The organism is Psychrobacter sp. UBA2769, from assembly GCF_002352555.1.
GTDB classification, from domain to species: domain Bacteria; phylum Pseudomonadota; class Gammaproteobacteria; order Pseudomonadales; family Moraxellaceae; genus Psychrobacter; species Psychrobacter maritimus.
Genome location: NZ_DEIR01000014.1, coordinates 204,685 through 224,310, shown reverse-complemented (window position 1 = coordinate 224,310; position 19,626 = coordinate 204,685). Strand labels below are relative to the sequence as shown.

Here is a 19,626-nt window from a genome sequence, read left to right as displayed (position 1 = left end):
TGGCATAAAGGAATACGATCTTGTCATCAAGGCCACTAATACGGGTTTGATGCTTGCGCACGAGTGTAGGTTCAAAGTCACCATGACGGTCTCTTGGGGTGGATATCTCAAGATCGCCCGTGTCACTGCGGACTGTCTTTTTAGTGTGACCGTTGCGCTTGTTTGGCTTGTCTGCTTTCTCATGCTTAGGATAGCCGAGATGGTCTTCCATCTCAGCTTCTAAGGCAGTATCGATAAAGGATTGCATGATCTGCTTTTGAAAGTCTTTGATGTCATCGAAGCTTTTCATGCTACTAGCCATTTGCTCAGCCAGTTTTAGTGTATTAAAGAATAAGTTGATATATCATCAGGACTATAAGACCAGATTCGCCGCTATTACCGATATCATTAGATATATCGAGTTGTACTACAACCAAACAAGAATTCAAAAGGGCTGGGGCTATAAAACGCCAAGACAGGTGTGGTTCGACTATTGTCGTCAGGCTGCGTAACTAAAGTCTCCCAAGTTTAACTGTTCGGATTTGACGGCAGGGGTCATCTGCTCGCATCACCCTGTTTTGGGTATGCTTATAGGAATATGTAATAAATATAATAAAGAAAAGAAAGTTCTATAGGGAGATCTATTTTTTCATGCTCATGCATAGCTAAACATGACTCAGAATTATATACTTTAATAGGATGAAATATGCCTTTATAACCTATATTAGGATTATATTCTAAATCATGATAAAACTCGTCGAGATTATAAACAATACTTTTCATTTCTTCTTTTTCTGTTGGAGTTGCATCCGATCCATATTTGCTGTTCATTTTGGAAAAAACTGTGTATGAAGGCGAAAATATAGAATTAACATCGATTTTACCAGAGGTCATTTCCTCACCTCCTTCTAATATTTTCGCTGATCTATAACACTTATAATCTTCCTCAAACTCCTCAACTAAAGCACTCGAGCTGCACCCTGATATTAGAACTGTGGTTAACAACCCTAAAAATAACTTATTTATATTCAATTAAGACCTCCGGTATATAAAAATATTTCGAAAAAATAATTGCTCAATCGAGCTGCTCTTGAATACTTTGGGCTTCGGCTATTAGTTAATAGATAACTTCTAAATCACTACTAACGTAGCCCTTTTCTGTTACGACTTTAAGCTCCACAATTTGGTTAGGCTCACAACCTACAATAGAATATTTCTATCTATTCTATTGATCAAGTTAATGTAACTAATAAGCTAACAAATGTAAATATTTATCAGTGTTCTTTATCTGTGATGCTGGCTTTAAATTGCTATCAATTTCAATTAATAGACCTCTTGCAAAAGTAGCAAAGGGAATTAAAATAAGAAGACGCTCATAACTTTTTAGGAACCATGCCAAACATAGATAAGCTACTCAAACAAAGTGACGCTGGTTTTAAACGCTATACTGGCATTCATAAAGCCACCTTTTATGACATGCTTGAGGCCATGCAAGAGCATGAAGCATCTAAGACCAAATCAGGCAGACCAAGTGTGCTCAGTCTTAAGGAGCAGATACTACTAGCCCTGACTTATTGGCGTGAATACCGCACGCTTTATCATATCAGTATGGACTTTGGTATTCATGAGTCTTCTGCTAGCCGTATCATTCGTAAAGTAGAAGACACACTGATTGACTCTGGCAAGTTTGAATTGCCTAAAAAGCTGCCTAGTCGCGTCGATGATGACATCAATTGGAGCGTCGTCATTGTTGATGCGACCGAAACCCCTATTGAGCGTCCAAAAAAAAACCAAAGAGACTACTACAGCGGTAAGAAAAAACAACACACCTTAGCGCTATGATCTTAGAATGAAGCTATTCGCTGGTGTTGTTAATTTCGAGCTTGGTTTATGACTTTTGCAAAAGGTCTAATTATTCCGTAGGTATATATAAATAATAAAAACGATAGTCACTCATTAGTAGCTATCGCTTTTTTTAATGAAAATATTTGTCTAATTGCTCACGAATAAGCGAGAATACGAGTCATTTTCCAGCTCAAAAAAAGCCCATAAACTCCCGACTGTTCCCATAACGGGCGTTATGGTACATGATTTTCAGACAAAAAAAGTTATCGCGCCAATTGCTATTTTTTTATTAACTTTTCGGACAGGTAAAGCCATGTATCAAAAACTATGAAAGGCAAAAAAATATCTATATTTAATATTGGTTTAATACGTACTTTTCATGACATGGCAGTATAACGTTCATATACCCTCTTGGCATTTTATGTTCCATAACCAGTGCTTCCACCTCCTCATCACTATAAGTGTTTTCAATCTCCTCAAATGCACATTTGCAATAATCTGAGCTAGAACGTTTTTCACAGCTATTTATAAATTCATCTTTTATTAAAAAAGAGGTACACCCTGTTAATATAACAACTGCAACTAGACTACTTGTTATGGATAAGATTTTTAACATTATAAGATCTCACTAGGATACGGGTTGAGTGGGAGGTTGCTATAAAATAGACTTATTGGAAAGTTATGGAGGCAGTTAATGGAACAGTACGCGCACATGATTAGTTTTGGGACAAGTTACTACATGTTTTGACCAGTAGCGACATACGAACGATATTAAATCAATAAGCGAGTAAACACTAGACGTACAGACGATAGTTCGATGCCTTATCAGTGTATCGAAAACGATTAAGTGGGATATACTTAACGTTTATCCAAAAGCAGCAATCAGCGCAGCAACAATTGATGCTGGTGGGAATAATACACTATGGTGTATATCCAACTAATTCATAACAATAGAATCAATAGCTTATGTTATTTTTTTCGAGTCTTACATGGGGTACCGAACTTAATAATTCGCAAGCTTACCCTCTTTTTCATAGCAGACCTTCAACCTAATCTGTACGGCCTCATTAAGATTTGTCCCCTCTTTGACACTATAAGGCACATTTGGAGTCAAACTACCTAGCTTTAAGCCATCTACCGCTGATTTATTAAGCGGTGTAACCCTTAGGATGAAAATACACCTCACGACCAAAAGCAGGATTTGAGGCACACCCAATCTTACCCTCAGACACCGTAAACGGATAAAGTGTCGTGTAATTTTTACTCCATGTCTGCTCATTCACTACGATATAGCCTGAACTATACATCTCGTCTTTATTATCTGAACTGCATCCTATGATCACTATAGACGCTATCGCAATTAACCACCTGGACATATTGATTCGCATGGCACACCGTCCTTATCACGATCTAGCTTAATGTTTCCGCATTTAAGTGCTAGTTTGGCTTGCTCACAGCTGACCATTTGCGTACAAACACGAGGTAAGCCTTTGCATTGCGAACTACCAGTACCTTTAACAAAAAACGGATGATCTACTTCAACATCGCTATAAAATCGATTGTCAGTGACTGTGACCACTGCATGAGATAATAGGGCAAAGACAGATAACATCAAGCCTAAAACAGCTTTCTTCATAACCAAACTCTTTTTAATACTCAAATTAAGACCAAATATTTTCTAAAGATGGTTATAATACCCTATTTTTGTTCAATAAAATGATCGCCATATTTGTAAATGTTGAACTTTTATATCAAATTCTTTATAAATGGCATTTCACTGCTGACTACAAAGCGGTTGGCGAATAATCTGACCACTTTACATGGCCATTAGACCTGACTATCGAATGTAAAAGTACGTTAATAGGCATAGGTAAATCTCCCAGACTTTACCCAAGTGCCAAGTTTATCAAAAAAATAGCCGCTTCATTTTGAAGTAAAGCGGCTGATCCACTGACTAAGCTGGTCTTGCGTCAATCTTAGTATTAATCCATTCTGCAATCTCGCTTGCCACCCACACTACCCTCACCTGTGTCAGTTGTACCTTCTTAGGGAATGTTGGGTCGTAACGATCAGATTTTTCATTGACCATCTCGTAGATCGTAGAACGACTAAGACCGGTATAATGACCAACATCTTTGATACTCAGTAGCTGCGGTATATGGTTGCATTGCTCGACTACTGGCTGTGTTGTATTCAAATTTTCCATGATGTGCTCCTTATAAGTGAATGAGAGCGTTTGCCCTCATATACTTACCGAGTCCTATAATTTTTTACTGCATCCCATGCCATCCGACGATTAGCTTTTGACGCAGCTAATAAAAAAAAGGAGCTGCATGTAACAGCTCCTTTTTATGCCGTGTGCGTTTGTTAGCTTTACTAACTAACCGCCGTCACGCTTTGCCGTAATCCCTGCTCAATGCTGGTTACGTCATGATCGGCTAAGCCATGGTTCAAGTGCCCATGCGCATTTTGATGTTGACCAGAATCGCCTGTCTCGACTGGATAAAACTCTTCCACCACTGCAAACGCCTCATCATTATCAATCTCAAAGGCTGAGTTGACGTAGCCAAGCTTTGCTGCTGCCTCTAATGCTGCTTGATCAAAGCCGTGTTCGCTAAGCTCCGTATCAATAGCTTGCGCGTTAGAAACCGCATCTTTCAGCGTCACCCCATCACCCAAGGTTAAATCCACAAAGTAAATGGGCGTGCGATAGCTTTGCGTCGTACTTTTACCTCTTAGGGTTAATTGTAGTGGCAAGCAGGACAGCTTATTGCCGGATACTGCAGCAAAGTAGCTGAGTCTTGCTGCCAGTGTGCGAATACTATTAAAGCCAGTCGTACGAAAGATAAACGTGCCCAGCTCATCGTCCTCAGACAGATTGACGTATAGCCTACCGTAAGGTTTACAAGCACCGCCTTGCGCTAATGGACAGCGATCAGGTGATGGACATGGCAGTTGCTCAACGCCTTGACTAATGCGGCGCTGACACTGTTCGCCGTCACCCACGCATAGTGGGCGTCCAGTTTGCCTATCGAACAGCGTGTATTCAGCTCGTAGATTAAGCGTCGGATCATTAAACAGCATGCGCACGGGTATTTGCCGAAGCTTGCCATCACTCTTTGCACGTAGCTTTTCATCGAGTGGGTGGTTGATCCAGCCCTCCTTGTTTTGTATTTGACTGGTAATGGTGAACTGATCGTCTTTGGCGGGGAGACGCTTGCCGTCTTTTACAATGACACGTCCAATGCTGATACGACCAAGTACGGGCGGGGTTATCGTGAGACCTTTAATCATGGTGATATTCCTTATGAGTTTAATAGAATGTGTTTAGCCATAAAAAAGCCCACCTGTGATAGGTGGGCGTTTATGCGCTTACTTTCGGTATTTTTTTAAGGTGTTGATCGATTGGATGCGCGCTTAGTCGGTTAGGACGACAAAGCGGCGACTGCCTTGACGGGTTTTACTGAATTGAGCTAACAGTTCAGGATGGGCTTTAATGACCGCTTTGCTATCAAGACCGACACTGTCTTTCGAGCGCTTCCATGAAATAGCCCCTTTCTCGAACACGGCCACTTCATTATCTTGAATTAAGCTTTGCAGCTGGTGCTTCACCTGATCATGGCGCTGCTCTAGCTCTTGCATGTAATCACGATAACTTAGCAGTTGCTCAAATAATTTATTAGCAGCATCGTCATCACGCAGATCAACCTTGCTTGAAGGTTTAGGCGTTGGATACAGCTGTTTTAATGCTCGAGCTGCAGATTCAGAGTGATCAGGGGTTGGTGGCGTGTCGGTTTCTACGTATTGCCAGAATAGCCGCTCATGCTCCATGATGGATGCAATCAAACGCTCATCACGCTCAACCTTATATATCTTAGCCTCATGTCCACAAAGCAGCACGCAAATATGAGCTGCCTGTTTACCTGTGACCGCCAGTTGGTGTTGTACTTGGCAAGTGACATATAACGGTACGCCATGTTTCCATAATTTCGCCCCATGTTCCCCTGCCGTTTTACACTCTAATATCTGTACTTCATCACTGCCAACCACCGAGTAGTCTAAATTGGCTAACATAAAGTGGTTGTCAGGATCAGGATGCTGCAAGATGGCATTGATGCGGCGTACTTTGTTTCCTGTATGCTCTTGATAATACTTGTAGTGGTCAACTAATTTAGGACACGTGATAAGAGGTTTTGGTTAAAGTAGCGTTTCTCTTTTTCTAGCGGTGACAAATAATTATTAAAACGATGCGGTCTTACGATCTGATAATAGCCCCAGATATAATCAGCAATGGCGCTTTTAGCCTCATCGATATTCTCATAACCACCTTTGGGCATCCATTCTGTTTTAAAGCTTCTAAAGAATCGTTCGGTTGGGGCATTATCCCAACAGTTTCCGCGACGGCTCATACTTTGCGTCATACCATCACAACTGACCACGGATTCAGCGAATGTCTTACTGATGTAATGGTTTCCCTGATCAGAGTGAAACAGCACTCCAATTGGCTGTAAGCGCGTCTGATACGCCATCTGTAGCGCTTTGGTTGTCATCATACTGTCAGGTGAGTCTGATACGGCAAAGCCCACCACACGCCGAGCGTATAAATCTAAAACGACAGCTAAATAGCACCAGCCACCTTTAATGCGAATATAAGTGACATCACCCGTCCAGACTTGATTGGGCGCTGATGGGCTAAAGTCTCTATTTAAAATATTTTTATGTGTTTTATGTGCCTCGTCAGCGTGCTTGTATTTGTGCGTCTTCAATTGACAGCTTTTAAGCCTCATCTGCGCCATAAGCTTACCTACCACATAACGTGACAGCTTAATGTTATGCTCATTCATTAGTATGGCGGCAATGCTGCGAGCGCCTGCTGATTGCTTCGAGTCGTTAAATATTTGGCGTATTAAGGCTTTGGTTTTGACAGTGTCAAGGCTAATTGGCTTGGGCTTTAGTCTATAATAGTAGCTGCTCTTCATCACGCCAAACAGCTTGCACAGAAGGCTTTTATTGACCTGTTTGTCTTGCTCTGCAAGCTGACTGATTAGCGATAGCCGTTCAGGCTGTCCAAGGCTAGCAGAGCGGAAGCCTTTTTTAAGATGTCACGCTCCATCCTTAAACGCTTATTCTCTTTACGCAGCTCTTGAAGCTCGCGCTGCTCATCCGTTATGGCATTGCCGACTTTAGGTGCTTGGCCAGTCATTTCTTGACGATACTGACTCAGCCATTTCTGCAGAGTGGATTTACCTATTCCTAAAGAATCGGCCACGTCAGGTATTTTACGCTTATGATCAACGACTAAGCTGATGGCTTCTAATTTGAATTCTCGGGTATATTGATTGCGTTTGGTGGTCATACTATTTTCCTTCTTTGGGTTAGTATAAACCTCTTATGCGCTGTCCAAGTTTATTATGCCACTACAGTATGGGTTTGTGCTTTATTGGAATAGTAGTGAATGTCGCCTGCGACTAATTGGTTCATCTGAGTTTGACTGTGATGGTGGGTGTTATCTGTCGCATGACTATGCACGCTTTGGGTGCTGGTCTGCTGGCTGTGTTGTCCGGTCAGCAGGGCTAGATGGCGCTGGGAGTCGATCGGCACATTGGGCTGTTGCCATTGTCCTGACTCATTTAAGGTGCTGAAGATGATGATGGGATGGATGTTAGCGCCACCGATAAAGTAAATGAGGACGTGTTGACCATGACGCAGAGGATGAGTTTGTCCCATGTGGTCAGCAGTGTAAATAGAGCTTTTTAGGAATTCTTTCGAGTTAAGCGGTTAACAAGTTATATTTTTACGTTCATTTATTTAAACGTATTACTGCAATTATTTTAAGCGGCTCTCTAACTGCAAACGTTATTAAAAAAACGCCTAAAGCAAGACAAACAAGACTCATGACAATATAAGCTAAAAAATCTTGATTGCTATCCAAGATAATTCTGGCAGATACTAAAGGATTACCACCAAAAAAACCTATTACAAGTACAGGAACTGACAAAATTAAAAGTATATACATAGATATACCACTACCCAAATTCACAGATGATTTTTTTAGACTCGTAATCCAAATATCAAACGAAAAAAATTTTTTCTTCATTAATATCTCCAATAGATTTTTCTATTAGTCGCTGGTACACACTATTTTTATTTTGGAATTGATATAAGTCTATACTGAATATAGAAATATATATAATTATTATACCTAGCACTAGTGTTGTTACTGGTAATTTAATATCTATGCTCATAAAAAAATCCAGCCAATATAATAAAATACTAATAAAGTAGATAGAACGCCAATAAATGAACCAATAGAAAAGCGATAAATGTTTTTCACATACCATCTAGTAGGAATAATTGCATATATAAAAAAACCCTAGTATGCCAAGTATCCAGAATTGGCTGATGCCTAATAATTAATGAGCAAATGCCAAAAACCAAGATGCCATTAGTACAATTATAGGAATGCCAAATTTACCTGCAAAGTGCATGTATAGCTTTTCTGGAAACTTTAATGGATCAGGCAGTTGACACAGTATGTTTTTCAAAATCAATCTTCTACTTGTATTAATGCAACTATTTTAATTAGCTCTTTAACTGCAAATGGCATTAAAGCGATACTTAAAGCGATTAGTCCAAGAAAAATAATAAGACTGACCAATATATCTTCATCGTTATTTATTAGAATTTTAGCAGACACCAAAGGACTTCCACCAATAAACCCAACTAAAACAACTGGAATAATTAATATTAAAAAGAAATTCGTAGTAAAGCTATTACTTGCATTTGGATAATATTTATTCAATCTATTAATCCAGCTTCCAATTGAAAAAAAACTCCTTCATTATGAGTCTTTAAAATAGATAGATTTATCATTTTTTTACATTCACTAACTTTGCTAAGTGATTGATATAATTCGATAGAAAATATAATAAAGTAAACAATGATTGCAACTATCATTAACAATATTTTTGATGAATAAATACCTGATTCGAAAAAGAAAAGCCAACCAATATAATAAAATAGTAGTGAAATATACAAAGTTCCGATAAAAGAACCTATAAAAAAACGATAGACATTCTGCATATACCACTTAGTTGGAATAATCCCATATATAAGACAAAAGCCTAAGATAGCTAAAGTCCAGAGCTGATCAATACCTGCTAAGTAGTGAGCAAATGCTAAGAACCACGATGCCATAATTATCACCAATGGAATAGCTGCTTTACCTCTGAAATGCATATAGGGTTTTTCTGGAAACTCTACTGGATCAGGCAGTTGACAAGGTATATTTTTCAAAAAACTACTCCAAGTTTAGTAGCCAAGTTCATTTATATAACCCTTAGCTCTATCCGTTATTGTAAATTTTCTATCTACCCATTCAAGAGTAAATGAAGCAACTACTGCGACTACTACGCCAACACCTATCACAACAATTGCAGCTCCACCAGCAACCACTAAGGCTGCTGTAGCCAAACCTACTGCAGTTGCGATAACTGCTTTAATGGCACTACTACCAAGCCCCATCCATAAGTCTGACCAGTTGTTAAATGGATCGTCTGAGGCAAGCCACTCTGCTATTTCAAAAGCGGCGACTATACCAAAGCCAAGACCGCCTAAACTTTTACCCGCTGTAACTGCCGTCGTTTTAGCGGCTGCACCTAGTCCTACTGATGTTGCCGCTGCATAAACACTAGATGCTGAGGCAATCATACCAACCTTCATATTATCAATTCCGTATCGAGTCCCTGTTAAGAAGCTTCTTAATCCGGAGTATTCTTTAAATATGATCATGTTGGCACCAGTTTTAGACTTTTTAATGCAAAATTTTAATACCTCTTGCTTATCTTTACCGACTTTTAGCTTTCTAAAAGCATCGTAGATAAAGCTTCGGTTATTAGCTCTCAACGCATTTTGAGCTTCCCCGACTGTAGGCAATGTAACACCATCAAACACTATTGAACCAAAGATGGTATTAGCAATCTTTTTGAGATCATTGGTTGAGCCTTTACTTTCTCTATCAAACTCATAGAGCCCTTCTGCTAACGCTTCGTTTGTCTAAAAATGCCATGAAATTGAATATCTAAGCGTTAATTTTTTAACTAATTGTATTCTTCATTTATACGACACGCTTGTAAAAACGTCATAAAACCCATGATTGCTAATTTATTAAAAATCAATGCCAATCCAAATACTATAAAACCAAAGATGGATATGATAAAATTATATTCTAGAAACCCTACTGTGTATTTGCTTAACAATACAGACACACCAACCGCACTTTTACCAAATAATACTAAAGGTACGATAGGCAATAAAAAAACCCACATTATTTTATCGTATAAAGTTGAAATAAGTTTAATGTCCTTTTTTTTAATATGATTAGACCAAGTATCTAAGAAAAATGTAGGATTCTTTTCTACGTTGAATATATTACTTCTTATAGCATTATTAAATTTAATAGAATTACTATCGTTTTTTGAAATTATTACTTCTATTGCTGTCAAAGCGACAAAAACTACTAAAAACAAAACTGCAATACTAGGTATATAGTTTTTATCGTTAACGTACATTAAAATAGAACATAAAAGCAGATTTACAGAACCTATAAATATACCTATGAACTTAAAATAGAATAAAAAATTAATGTTTTTTAACTTCATATCATTTGGTGTGAAATACAAAACAAATGCTATTCCAATACTTAACAGAAAAAACAACCAGTAATACTGATTCAGAAAAGCTGGAAATATGAAAAAGAAACTAGTAATAAATATAATAAATATTCCAATTCCATCAATTTCTGGCTTTGATAACATATCATCTAGTTCTTTAGAAAATCCTACCTTTACCATATTGTTAATATCCTAGCTTGTTTACGTAGTTAGTTGCCTTTTCAGTAGTGTGCAGCCAATTCCTATCTGCATATTCTAATGCAAAAGATACTGCTATTCCTGCTCCTATTCCTCCTATTACTACTAAAGCAACAGGTGCTGCAGCTAATCCAAGTGCGCCTGCTGCAATTATAATAGATGCGCTAACTGCTACAGTTGTAGCTGTTGCTATTGCTGTCTTAACTAAGTCTATGCCTAAACTAACAAACAAATCAGACCAATTATTAAACGGATCATCAGATGACCACCATTCAGCTATATCAAATGCGGCAACTAAGATAAAACCTAAACCTGTCCCTTTGACAGTAGCTTTTACTCCAGTTTCCAAAGCAGCTTTTCCACCAGAAAACTGTTTTGCGGCAGCTATATCAGCAGCTGCAGATATCATTCCTACTTTCAGATGATTTGTACCAATTTTTGAAAAGTCGAGATATTTACGTAGCCCAGAATAACCTTTAAATATTATTAGAGTCTTACCTGTTTTGGATTTTTTGACATAAAAAACTACTCTTTCACCTTTTTTAAAAAGAGGGGCAAATACAGTATCATAAAGTAACCTTCTGTTATTCTTTTCAGCAGCATCTTTAGCAGCAGATACTACTGGTAGCAGGCCACCATCAAATGCTAAAGAGTTTAAGAAACTATTAACTAATTTTTTAATTATCTCCTTGTCTGCACCAAATATTTTATTTTTATCATATTCTCCTTCAGGAATAGAGTTATCTGTTTGTATAGCGATTATGGATGACTGACCTGAATGAATATTTTTAGCACCATTGGATTGCTGAGAATTAACTTTATTACTTAAACAGAACACAACTGGTGCGTTTGTATCATTAGGATCTAAAGCTTCTAATGGAAAAGTTGCAATAGTCTTACTACCTTTTTTAAGTAGTACTTTCCCATTGTATTTTTTTGGGATATAGACAGTATGCGGTGTACCGTCTTTAAAAACTGATTTTTTAGTCTCCGCTAACTTATTGTCAAAGAATTTTTTGTTATCTTCTCGAGTTATTGTATAGGTTGCTCCCGCTGTCATGTCAATATCAAGTATGATTGTTCTTCGCTGCTTTTGTTCTTGCAGTTGAACTGTACTTTTTTCGCTATAAACCTTCGTAGTGCTTGGAGTTAGTTGAATCTGAAATTCACGATATTTTTTGTCAGAACCTATAGGAATAACGCGATCAGAGTCGTAAAACCTTTCGCCCGTAATAGGTTCAATAAATATTACTTCAACATTAGGTTGACTACTTACAACCAGTTCTTCGAATCTTGCTATTGCTGTATTCTCATGGTTTTTAGCCATTGGCATTTTTTGTGAATCATAAATCTTAGTCTTACCTTCTTCATCTAATGTGCCTTTCAATGTGATTTTCTTATTATTGTCACCTTGAAATACCACCTCATAACGCCATGGTTTTTTAAAATTGACCCATTTGTTAGCCGTTAGCTTAGCTTGGAAATAACAGTTAGAAACCAGAACAGTAGCGCTTTGTCCTGATTTAGTTGGTGTGTAAACCAATTTTTTTCGAGGGCTTGCAGACTCCCACGTATTCTTAGATAAGTCTTTCAACTCTATATAGATTGGCTCGCCTTTTTTTATAGTGGCTGATTCAGTCTTTCCATGTTTATTAGTTTTACCGGTTCTTAATACTCTTCCTCTTTTATCTACTATTCTATAATGAGCGTCGACAAAGTCATGTCTACCATTTGAGTTCTTGTATTCAAGTTTAAAAGTACCGCTTACAGTTTGTTCACTCACTTTTAATCTCCCGATCTTGTAACTTCAACACCACTCAATAGTTCAGTAGCAAAATGAACAGCTATTTCTTCTGGATTTTCGGTTTGAAATTGCTGAGTTTCTCCACTAGCATTAGTAGTACCTGATATAACTTCTCCGTCTTCTAAAAACGCTACATACTTTATGTTTGGTTGAGGCTTTCTATCTGAGTCTAATAATTTGAACTGTGTAGTGTATAAAAGACTATCTGATATCTTTGCCTGCATTAGATGAACTCTTCTTAAAGCCTCTCCACCCCCACTACCCCAATCCACCTTACTGGCCTTGTAGCCCACTTGACTTGGTGTGATAAAGGTTACATTACCTCCTGATATCTCAATCCCACTACCCGCCGCTTTTAGAGTCAGCGTATCAGGCGCGATAATCTTGATACTGTCTCGACTATGGATACGAAGCACTTGCTCACTATCGAGGCGCATCTCATTCTGGTGCGCTTGAATGGTGACATCACCATGAGCCGCGGTATGGGTTTGCGCTTTGTTTGAGTAGTAATGAATATCGCCTGCGACCAGTTGATTCATCTGGGCTTGGCTATGATGATGAGTGTTATCTGTCGCATGCGCGTGAGTATTCTTAGTACTGGTATGCTGGCTATGTTGCCCGCTTAGTATGGCAAGATGACGTTGAGAGTCGATAAGCAAGTTTGGTTGTTGCCATTGACCAGCTTCGCTGAGCGCCCTGTCGTTGGTATCTTTGCTAAAAGTAGCGAATAGCGTTTGCTGTTCTTTATTATCATCTTTCTTATTGTTCGAGCTGTCTAATCCGACGGGTTGATGTGTCTCGGCTAGACTTCGATAGGCTATTTGATGCTGATCAGCGGTTTGTAGTTTGCTATGACTGCTGTGACTCATATGCTGCTTTGATTGACTGTCAGCTTGATGGCTGCTGATGTGTATGCCTGTACTCCCTTGCACATTACCGGCAGCTTGCGTTTCAATGCTAATGCCTTGTCCGCGAGCTTGACCGCGAGTATGGTCGCTATGCTGATACAGATGACCGATAGTGAGGCTGGACTGGTAGCTGGTGCTATAGAGGTTGATCTGTGGACTCTCAGGATGGGCATCAAACAACAGCTGGTTATAGCCGTTATTCAAGCTGTCTTTGTTGGCTTCTCCTGTGCGACTAGAGTCAATACTTTGAGTTTTGATGCCGTCTATGGGATAGGCATGGCTTTGATTGATGAACCAAGCTGGACTGGTGGCGTCAATGCTACCTGAGTCACTGACGATGCTATTGTGCTGAGCGTCACTATTACCTTGTCCATTATGAGTGCTACCAATGATAATGGGATGGGTGATGTCGCCACCGATGAAGTCGATGAGGACGTGTTGACCGTGACGCAAGGGATACATTTGCCCCATGTGGTCGGCGACGAGGTGACTGGCTATGGGTACCCATTGGGCACTTTGTTCACTGCTGTTGCCCTCCCATTGATAACTAATATGGGCGCGGTGGTTGCGATCGGTGTCTACGGCGCTACCACTTGCGGTATCAATGACGCTGGCGCTCATAAGACCTGTTAGACTCGGATGCGGTTGTCCAAGTTTAGCAAGCTGTTCACCATAAGGAATATGATGATGATGCGGAAATGGCAGATAGCAAGCCGTAATTTGATGGACGTTGTTATCATCATTATCGTGGCTCGTATTAGGCTGTAAAGTAATGGGGTCAAAGGGTGACATACCTAACCAATCGGTGGGCAAATGATTATTTATATGATGGTGAATGGAGACTAGGCTTATAGGCTCAGCCACATAAGGATTGCCCTCAATGTAATGAGCGCATGGCAGATTCAGATGACGAATATTGCCTGTTAGGCTGCCTAGATTGGCAAGCTGCTGCGCGTTCTGTTGGTAGCGGGTGGCAAGCCTATCGAGACCCGCATCATCAAAATAGGTATGACTGTGCAAAAAGCGCTGATGAGTGCTGCTTGATGAGTTAATAGGTTGCTCGCTACTGCTACTGCCTGTATAAGTATCCATCAGACGATTATCATAGCGATATAGGTTGCTTTGTTGGGTATGCTGAGCAATACGTGGACGAATGGCAGTGATGCAATCTTTTCTATCAGCGAGATTAGCAGGGTTTTGACTTAAGATCCTTTGAATATCGTTTGTGTCTGGGCGTAAGGCTTCAGCGTCGTGTGGCAATAAAACCAAAGTATGCTTATCGCTCTCATGACGGTAGTAGCCAGTGACACTATAGAGGGCAAGGTATTGTGTTAGATAGGCGAAATCGGTTTGATTATACTGAACGCTATGCTGAATATGGTAGTTACTATCATCACTGAGGCGCTCGTCAAGCTCGATGTCCATACTATACGGGCTGATGATTTGGCTAATAAGCTCACTTAAACTGAGATGATGGTGGCGGCGATTATGACTATTAAAACGTAATTGACTTAAAATAGGCTCGCAAATAATACGGTAGGCAGCCATACCACTGTTACTACCTACGGCAACTGCTTCAGTAATAATGCCGTGGCGAATTTGGCTTGGCAGTATAGGGTCACTAGTGTGCCAGTGTATGGACATACTTTGCCCTAACCACTCCTTTATATCCAGCCCTACTTGTGGATGCAATAACGTGATACTAATACGGTAGCCGCAATACAGTGCAAGCTGGCGCTGCTGATAAGACTGCGCTCGTTGATCTTGATGGTAAGGACTTGGATAGGCATTAAGCGCTGGCATAAGCGCGGGTTTCTGCCAGACACTGTCTGGCAGCGGCATACCAAGCAAACTTTCGACAATATCTGCCTGTTGAATAAGACTGCTGGCGATATCAGGATGCGCACTACTAATTTGCAGATGGCGCTTTGTTTGAGTCCATACCATGATAAGCCCTTCTTTATCAGTCCAAAGGTGTAAAGTTTAATATCACAAGATCACACATTCCGCAGAGATTGCCAGTGGAGAAACCGCCCCATCAATCCAACTTTAATGCTCATCATCAATAGCTATCGTCAGACGATTGTCGTTTCGGTTGAATACCAACCATGTCAGAGATCATGGATAATTGATCTTCGTTTTTAATGATATGAGCCAACCATTGATCCAACGGCATATCGGCCCAATCAATCGCTCGACCCAGTAAAAAAGTCACTGGACTGTGTGGCTCATTGGTCGCAAAATACTCTTGGATTTGAGCCAGCAATTTAAGCGCTTGCCGACGATTGCTTTGATGATCGCGGTTACTAGGATTAAAATCAGTTAAGGTGACATTTTTTGTGCTAGCTAATGATTTATTACCGTTCGACTTCGTACTTTCATGATCACCTGTACTGTCTACAGTATCGGCTATGCCCTCTTGACTAATACTATTAGTAGTATCGGCATACTCTGGTAGCAGTGGGTGCAAATGTTGCTTCAATGCCATTAACAGATCCGTCACAGGCGCAAATACAGGTGCATCCATACCCATTAGATCATTGAGCTGATCAGTCAGTGCCTGCCACTGCTCAGTAACTTTATTGAGATTGCTCATGAGTGTTTTTTGCCAAGTTTCGTTACTGTTCTTTATGGCGTGGTTGTAGTCGCTTAATGTTAGTTGATTGGAGGTTTCGCTATCGGGGTTTTGCTGACGCTGCTTATCATGATCACGAGCAGTTAGGTAGTAGTTATAGTTATAGCTTTCTACCTTAGTATCAGCAAGTGATAGTTGCTTGATATCATCAGTGAGCGCTTTGACAAACCATGACAGCAACCCTGCCCTGATATCCATGCTCTCTTCTTCGCCATCTAGTGGCGGATACATAGTTAGCCAATAGTCATCGTTCAGTGTCTGCAATAGACTCAAACCTTGGCTAATACCCGCTAAATGATCGGTATGACTCAATGCATCCACATACCAAAGTGCGAGCTTCATATCTTTACTGGTATGGCTGAGCAACTCGGCACATTGGTTTTTGACAAAATCCCAGTCAGCCACTTTTAGCTCAGTGACCCAGTTTCCTTGCGCCAGTAATGGGTCATCCTCTTGACGAGCGGCAACGATAGCATCGATACGTGGATCAAAGATGAGATCTTCACCGACCCCATGATGGCTGCCATCGATTGGCGCGATAAGGGTGTCAATATTGGTTGCTAAAAAGTTATCGGTATTCATTATAGTGCCTCTTCCTTAACAGCCTTTTTACTGACCGTTTTTTTCACTGGCGGTCTTTTAACGGCAGGCTCTTTAGTAGTAGCGTTTTTGGTGACAGACTTCTTAGCTGAAACTTGTTTGCTTGGCGCCTCATTAACTTTATCTTCAGTCTTATATTCACTGTATTGCGCTATTTGATTGAGCGCTACAACAGCTTCAGTATCAAGACGATAGGCAAAATTGTCGTCCTTATCGACAAGTACCGTGATATTTTTTAGCATACTTTGACTGTCATCATGGGCAAGCAGTTGACCCGCCAGCTGCGGTAGCAAGGTATGACTAATAATCGCATCGGCGTTACGTGCACCAGAATCGACTTCATGACAACGTGATAAAATCAGCTCAATTACCTCAGGATCAATGACACAAGGAATATCGTAATTATCACGGATACGGCCAGTGATTTTGTCGAGCTTTAAGCCAATAATCTCTGCAAGCGCATCATCAGTCAATGGATAGTAAGGAATAACGGTTAAACGACCCAAAAATGCAGGTTTAAAGACTTTATACAAATGCGGATTGATGACCTGTTTTAAGCTGTCGCTGTCTGGTAAGCTAAAATCAGTGACGGCTGGATCGGTATTGATACACTGCTGCATAATCGCGGAGGAACCAACATTACTGGTCAATAAGATCAGCGTGTTTTTGAAATCAATCAAACGCCCCTCACTGTCTTCCATTACCCCTTTATCAAAGACCTGATAAAACAAATCGAGTACATCTGGATGGGCTTTTTCTACTTCATCGAGTAAGAGCACGCTATAGGGACGACGGCGAATAGCTTCTGTCAATACGCCACCTTCACCATAGCCAACATAACCTGGCGGCGAGCCTTTTAAGGAGGCAACGCTATGTGCTTCTTGATATTCTGAAAGATTGATAGTGATAAGATTGCGCTCACCGCCATACAATACCTCTGATAACGCCAATGCGGTTTCTGTTTTACCAACACCACTTGGCCCTACTAACATAAAGACACCTTGCGGGCGACTAGGATCATCTAGCCTAGCTTTTGCAGTATGAATCCGCTTCACGATAGCAGCCACAGAATGATCTTGCCCAATGACACGCGCTTGCAAGGTATCAGCCAAATTTAAGATATGGTCTTTTTCATTCCCCGCCATATCATTAAGTGGAATTCCGGTCCAATCTGAGATAATCTGTTTGATAACCTGCCGATCTAATACAGGATGAATCAGGCGATGCGTCTCTTGTATTTGTTTTAGCGACTGCTCGATATTTTGATATTCAGTTTGTTTGTCCAAACGCTCTTTTGCACTGAGCGTATTCGTATTAAAGGCATCATCTGCCTTGCCATTCAATTGCTGATTGAGTGCATCAAGCTGATCATTAAGCTGACGTTGCTTATGCCAGCGACTGGTCATGTCAGCAATGCTTTGTTTATTGGCCTGACGCTGCTCATCAAGCACAGCAATTTTTTGGCCGATTTTTTCTTTTTCGGCAATGCCGCCGATACGCTCAAGCTGTTGACTGAGATTGTTGATATGCTGCTCTAGTTGCACGCCTTTGGCTTGTAGTCTATCAAGCTGATTAGGCATGGCTGTCTTTGATAAGCTTACTCGTGCCGCTGCCGTATCTAGTACGCTGACCGCTTTATCAGGCAGTTGTCTATCACTGATATAACGTGCTGACAGCTCAACGGCTGCTTGCAGTGCATCATCATCTATCAATATGCCAAAGTGCGCCTGCATCTTGGCACTCAAACCACGAATCATCGCCACTGCCGTATCGATATCAGGCTCATCGACCTTGACTACCTGAAAGCGACGTGACAATGCAGCGTCTTTTTCGAAGTATTTTTTGTACTCCGACCATGTCGTCGCAGCAATGGTTCTCAGCTCACCACGAGCCAGCGCAGGCTTTAATAAATTAGCCGCATCATTCTGACCTGCCTGCCCGCCAGCGCCAATCAAGGTATGCGCTTCATCGATGAACAAGATAATCGGCTGTAGCGAGGCTTGTACTTCTTCGATGACTTGCTTTAGACGGTTCTCAAATTCACCTTTGACACTCGCCCCAGCTTGCAATAGCCCCATATCGAGACTGCGTATCGTCACGTCTTTGAGCTGATCAGGGACTTGACCGGCGACTATTTTTTGCGCCAATCCCTCTACCACAGCTGTTTTACCAACGCCTGCCTCACCTGTCAAAATAGGATTGTTTTGACGACGACGAATCAAAATATCAATCAGCTGATGAATCTCAAACTCACGGCCTATCACTGGATCTATTTGATCGGCACTGGCTTTTGCGGTCAAATCATAAGTATATTTATCTAGCGCAGGAGTTGGTATTTTGGTGGTCTGGCTTAGTTCTGATTGCGTGTCACTGTTATCAGACCTATCACTATTGGTATTGGTATTCTCACCTAGCGCCACCTTGGCTGATTGGATAGTGCCACTGCCTTCGGTACTACCAAGACACTGACGCTCATAATCATCTTTTAGGGTAAAACGATCGATGTACTGTAGCTGCTCAGAAAGGGTTTTTAATAATGGCTGATAACGCTCATACGCTAATAGCACGAGCAATATATGTCCAGAGCGGATTTCTAGAGGACTGTTATTATCACTTTTATTATATTGGCTACTGGCAAGCTCCCACGCATCTTCTAACAACGCCATCAAGCTTTGACTAAATACAGGCGTTAGACCTGTTGCCTGCCCAAAGGTATTGAGCGAATCTGTTATGTCTGCTAAGAGTGATTGCTGGCTAACCTTATTAGCTTTGAGTATTTGAGCCACATCATTGTACGGGGTAGCAATCAGTTCGTGTAGCAGATGAACCGTATCAACTTCACGGTGCCCGTTATTGATACAAAGCCTAGCTGCCTGCTGCAAACACTGTCGGCAACTTGGACTCAAGCGGGTAATTACAGCTTTTAACTGGCTCATAAACCTTTTCCTTTGGCATTTTTAATAGACTGCATATCATTTTTGTAAA

Annotated in this window: 17 protein-coding genes and 3 pseudogenes; 2 read left to right on the top strand and 18 right to left on the bottom strand. The window is 40.6% G+C overall.

Annotation, left to right across the window (positions count from 1 at the left end; genetic code table 11):
* Window position 1 precedes the first annotated feature (1 nt).
* Window positions 2–301 (bottom strand): annotated as a pseudogene (locus B3Q63_RS06530) (transposase); the annotation flags it as partial.
* A 13-nt stretch (window positions 302–314) separates the two neighbouring features.
* Here B3Q63_RS06530 and B3Q63_RS06525 point away from each other — a divergent pair.
* A pseudogene (locus tag B3Q63_RS06525) lies at window positions 315–491 on the top strand (IS3 family transposase); the annotation flags it as partial.
* A 76-nt stretch (window positions 492–567) separates the two neighbouring features.
* Here the strand turns inward: B3Q63_RS06525 and B3Q63_RS06520 are convergent.
* Window positions 568–873: a hypothetical protein gene (locus B3Q63_RS06520; protein WP_296175066.1), complete on the bottom strand. Its 306-nt coding sequence runs from the start codon at window positions 871–873 to the stop codon at window positions 568–570.
* Between the two features lie 498 nt (window positions 874–1,371).
* On the opposite strand from B3Q63_RS06520, the gene B3Q63_RS06515 reads away from it, so the two are divergent.
* A complete protein-coding gene (locus B3Q63_RS06515) occupies window positions 1,372–1,821 on the top strand; it encodes a transposase family protein (protein ID WP_296175064.1) in 450 nt (149 codons plus the stop codon).
* 1,363 nt (window positions 1,822–3,184) lie between these two features.
* Here the strand turns inward: B3Q63_RS06515 and B3Q63_RS06510 are convergent.
* The 16 genes and pseudogenes from B3Q63_RS06510 to tssH all read right to left on the bottom strand — a co-directional run bounded on the left by B3Q63_RS06510 (window position 3,185) and on the right by tssH (window position 19,577).
* Entirely contained in the window at window positions 3,185–3,460 is a 276-nt protein-coding gene (locus B3Q63_RS06510) for an excalibur calcium-binding domain-containing protein (protein WP_296175062.1), read from the bottom strand.
* A 318-nt stretch (window positions 3,461–3,778) separates the two neighbouring features.
* On the bottom strand, window positions 3,779–4,030 hold the full coding sequence (locus B3Q63_RS06505; protein WP_296175061.1) for a helix-turn-helix transcriptional regulator: 252 nt from the start codon (window positions 4,028–4,030) through the stop codon (window positions 3,779–3,781).
* Window positions 4,031–4,200: 170 nt separating this feature from the next.
* Window positions 4,201–5,118, bottom strand: coding sequence for a hydrolase or metal-binding protein (locus B3Q63_RS06500; protein ID WP_296175059.1), 918 nt, complete (start codon window positions 5,116–5,118; stop codon window positions 4,201–4,203).
* A gap of 123 nt (window positions 5,119–5,241) precedes the next feature.
* Window positions 5,242–5,979, bottom strand: a pseudogene (locus B3Q63_RS06495) (YqaJ viral recombinase family protein); the annotation flags it as partial.
* Between the two features lie 11 nt (window positions 5,980–5,990).
* The gene (locus tag B3Q63_RS06490) at window positions 5,991–6,869 is read right to left on the bottom strand and encodes an IS3 family transposase (RefSeq protein WP_296175141.1); all 879 of its coding nucleotides are present in this window, start codon (window positions 6,867–6,869) and stop codon (window positions 5,991–5,993) included.
* Window positions 6,869–7,180, bottom strand: coding sequence for a transposase (locus B3Q63_RS06485; RefSeq protein ID WP_296175058.1), 312 nt, complete (start codon window positions 7,178–7,180; stop codon window positions 6,869–6,871). The genes B3Q63_RS06490 and B3Q63_RS06485 overlap by 1 nt, the downstream gene beginning before the upstream one ends.
* Before the next feature lie 53 nt (window positions 7,181–7,233).
* Window positions 7,234–7,551, bottom strand: coding sequence for a hypothetical protein (locus tag B3Q63_RS06480; protein WP_296175055.1), 318 nt, complete (start codon window positions 7,549–7,551; stop codon window positions 7,234–7,236).
* A gap of 73 nt (window positions 7,552–7,624) precedes the next feature.
* On the bottom strand, window positions 7,625–7,921 hold the full coding sequence (locus B3Q63_RS06475) for a hypothetical protein (RefSeq protein ID WP_296175053.1): 297 nt from the start codon (window positions 7,919–7,921) through the stop codon (window positions 7,625–7,627).
* A gap of 450 nt (window positions 7,922–8,371) precedes the next feature.
* On the bottom strand, window positions 8,372–8,626 hold the full coding sequence (locus tag B3Q63_RS06470; protein WP_296175052.1) for a hypothetical protein: 255 nt from the start codon (window positions 8,624–8,626) through the stop codon (window positions 8,372–8,374).
* A complete protein-coding gene (locus B3Q63_RS06465) occupies window positions 8,623–9,120 on the bottom strand; it encodes a hypothetical protein (protein WP_296175049.1) in 498 nt (165 codons plus the stop codon). Before B3Q63_RS06465 ends, B3Q63_RS06470 begins: the two co-directional genes overlap by 4 nt.
* Before the next feature lie 15 nt (window positions 9,121–9,135).
* On the bottom strand, window positions 9,136–9,777 hold the full coding sequence (locus B3Q63_RS06460; protein WP_296175046.1) for a hypothetical protein: 642 nt from the start codon (window positions 9,775–9,777) through the stop codon (window positions 9,136–9,138).
* A 146-nt stretch (window positions 9,778–9,923) separates the two neighbouring features.
* The gene (locus tag B3Q63_RS06455; RefSeq protein ID WP_296175043.1) at window positions 9,924–10,676 is read right to left on the bottom strand and encodes a hypothetical protein; all 753 of its coding nucleotides are present in this window, start codon (window positions 10,674–10,676) and stop codon (window positions 9,924–9,926) included.
* A 4-nt stretch (window positions 10,677–10,680) separates the two neighbouring features.
* Window positions 10,681–12,477, bottom strand: a complete 1,797-nt coding sequence (locus B3Q63_RS06450; protein WP_296175041.1) for a hypothetical protein — start codon at window positions 12,475–12,477, stop codon at window positions 10,681–10,683.
* Between the two features lie 2 nt (window positions 12,478–12,479).
* Window positions 12,480–15,353 carry a type VI secretion system Vgr family protein gene (locus tag B3Q63_RS06445; protein WP_296175038.1) on the bottom strand — a complete coding sequence of 958 codons (2,874 nt, stop codon included), beginning with the start codon at window positions 15,351–15,353 and terminating at the stop codon, window positions 12,480–12,482.
* 115 nt (window positions 15,354–15,468) lie between these two features.
* Complete coding sequence (gene tssA / locus B3Q63_RS06440; RefSeq protein WP_296175037.1) at window positions 15,469–16,623, bottom strand: type VI secretion system protein TssA; 1,155 nt, start codon at window positions 16,621–16,623, stop codon at window positions 15,469–15,471.
* Complete coding sequence (gene tssH, locus B3Q63_RS06435) at window positions 16,623–19,577, bottom strand: type VI secretion system ATPase TssH (RefSeq protein ID WP_296175034.1); 2,955 nt, start codon at window positions 19,575–19,577, stop codon at window positions 16,623–16,625. Before tssH ends, tssA begins: the two co-directional genes overlap by 1 nt.
* Between the last annotated feature and the right edge of the window lie 49 nt (window positions 19,578–19,626).

What these genes read in the sequence shown, in the direction of transcription:
- B3Q63_RS06480 (WP_296175055.1), bottom strand. Translation starts at nt 7,551, where the DNA reads ATGGGACAAACTCATCCTCTGCGTCATGGTCAACACGTCCTCATTTAC.
- B3Q63_RS06510 (WP_296175062.1), bottom strand. Translation starts at nt 3,460, where the DNA reads ATGAAGAAAGCTGTTTTAGGCTTGATGTTATCTGTCTTTGCCCTATTA.
- B3Q63_RS06445 (WP_296175038.1), bottom strand. Translation starts at nt 15,353, where the DNA reads ATGGTATGGACTCAAACAAAGCGCCATCTGCAAATTAGTAGTGCGCAT.
- B3Q63_RS06520 (WP_296175066.1), bottom strand. Translation starts at nt 873, where the DNA reads ATGACCTCTGGTAAAATCGATGTTAATTCTATATTTTCGCCTTCATAC.
- tssA (WP_296175037.1), bottom strand. Translation starts at nt 16,623, where the DNA reads ATGAATACCGATAACTTTTTAGCAACCAATATTGACACCCTTATCGCG.
- B3Q63_RS06455 (WP_296175043.1), bottom strand. Translation starts at nt 10,676, where the DNA reads ATGGTAAAGGTAGGATTTTCTAAAGAACTAGATGATATGTTATCAAAG.
- B3Q63_RS06500 (WP_296175059.1), bottom strand. Translation starts at nt 5,118, where the DNA reads ATGATTAAAGGTCTCACGATAACCCCGCCCGTACTTGGTCGTATCAGC.
- B3Q63_RS06485 (WP_296175058.1), bottom strand. Translation starts at nt 7,180, where the DNA reads ATGACCACCAAACGCAATCAATATACCCGAGAATTCAAATTAGAAGCC.
- B3Q63_RS06515 (WP_296175064.1), top strand. Translation starts at nt 1,372, where the DNA reads ATGCCAAACATAGATAAGCTACTCAAACAAAGTGACGCTGGTTTTAAA.
- B3Q63_RS06505 (WP_296175061.1), bottom strand. Translation starts at nt 4,030, where the DNA reads ATGGAAAATTTGAATACAACACAGCCAGTAGTCGAGCAATGCAACCAT.
- tssH (WP_296175034.1), bottom strand. Translation starts at nt 19,577, where the DNA reads ATGAGCCAGTTAAAAGCTGTAATTACCCGCTTGAGTCCAAGTTGCCGA.
- B3Q63_RS06475 (WP_296175053.1), bottom strand. Translation starts at nt 7,921, where the DNA reads ATGAAGAAAAAATTTTTTTCGTTTGATATTTGGATTACGAGTCTAAAA.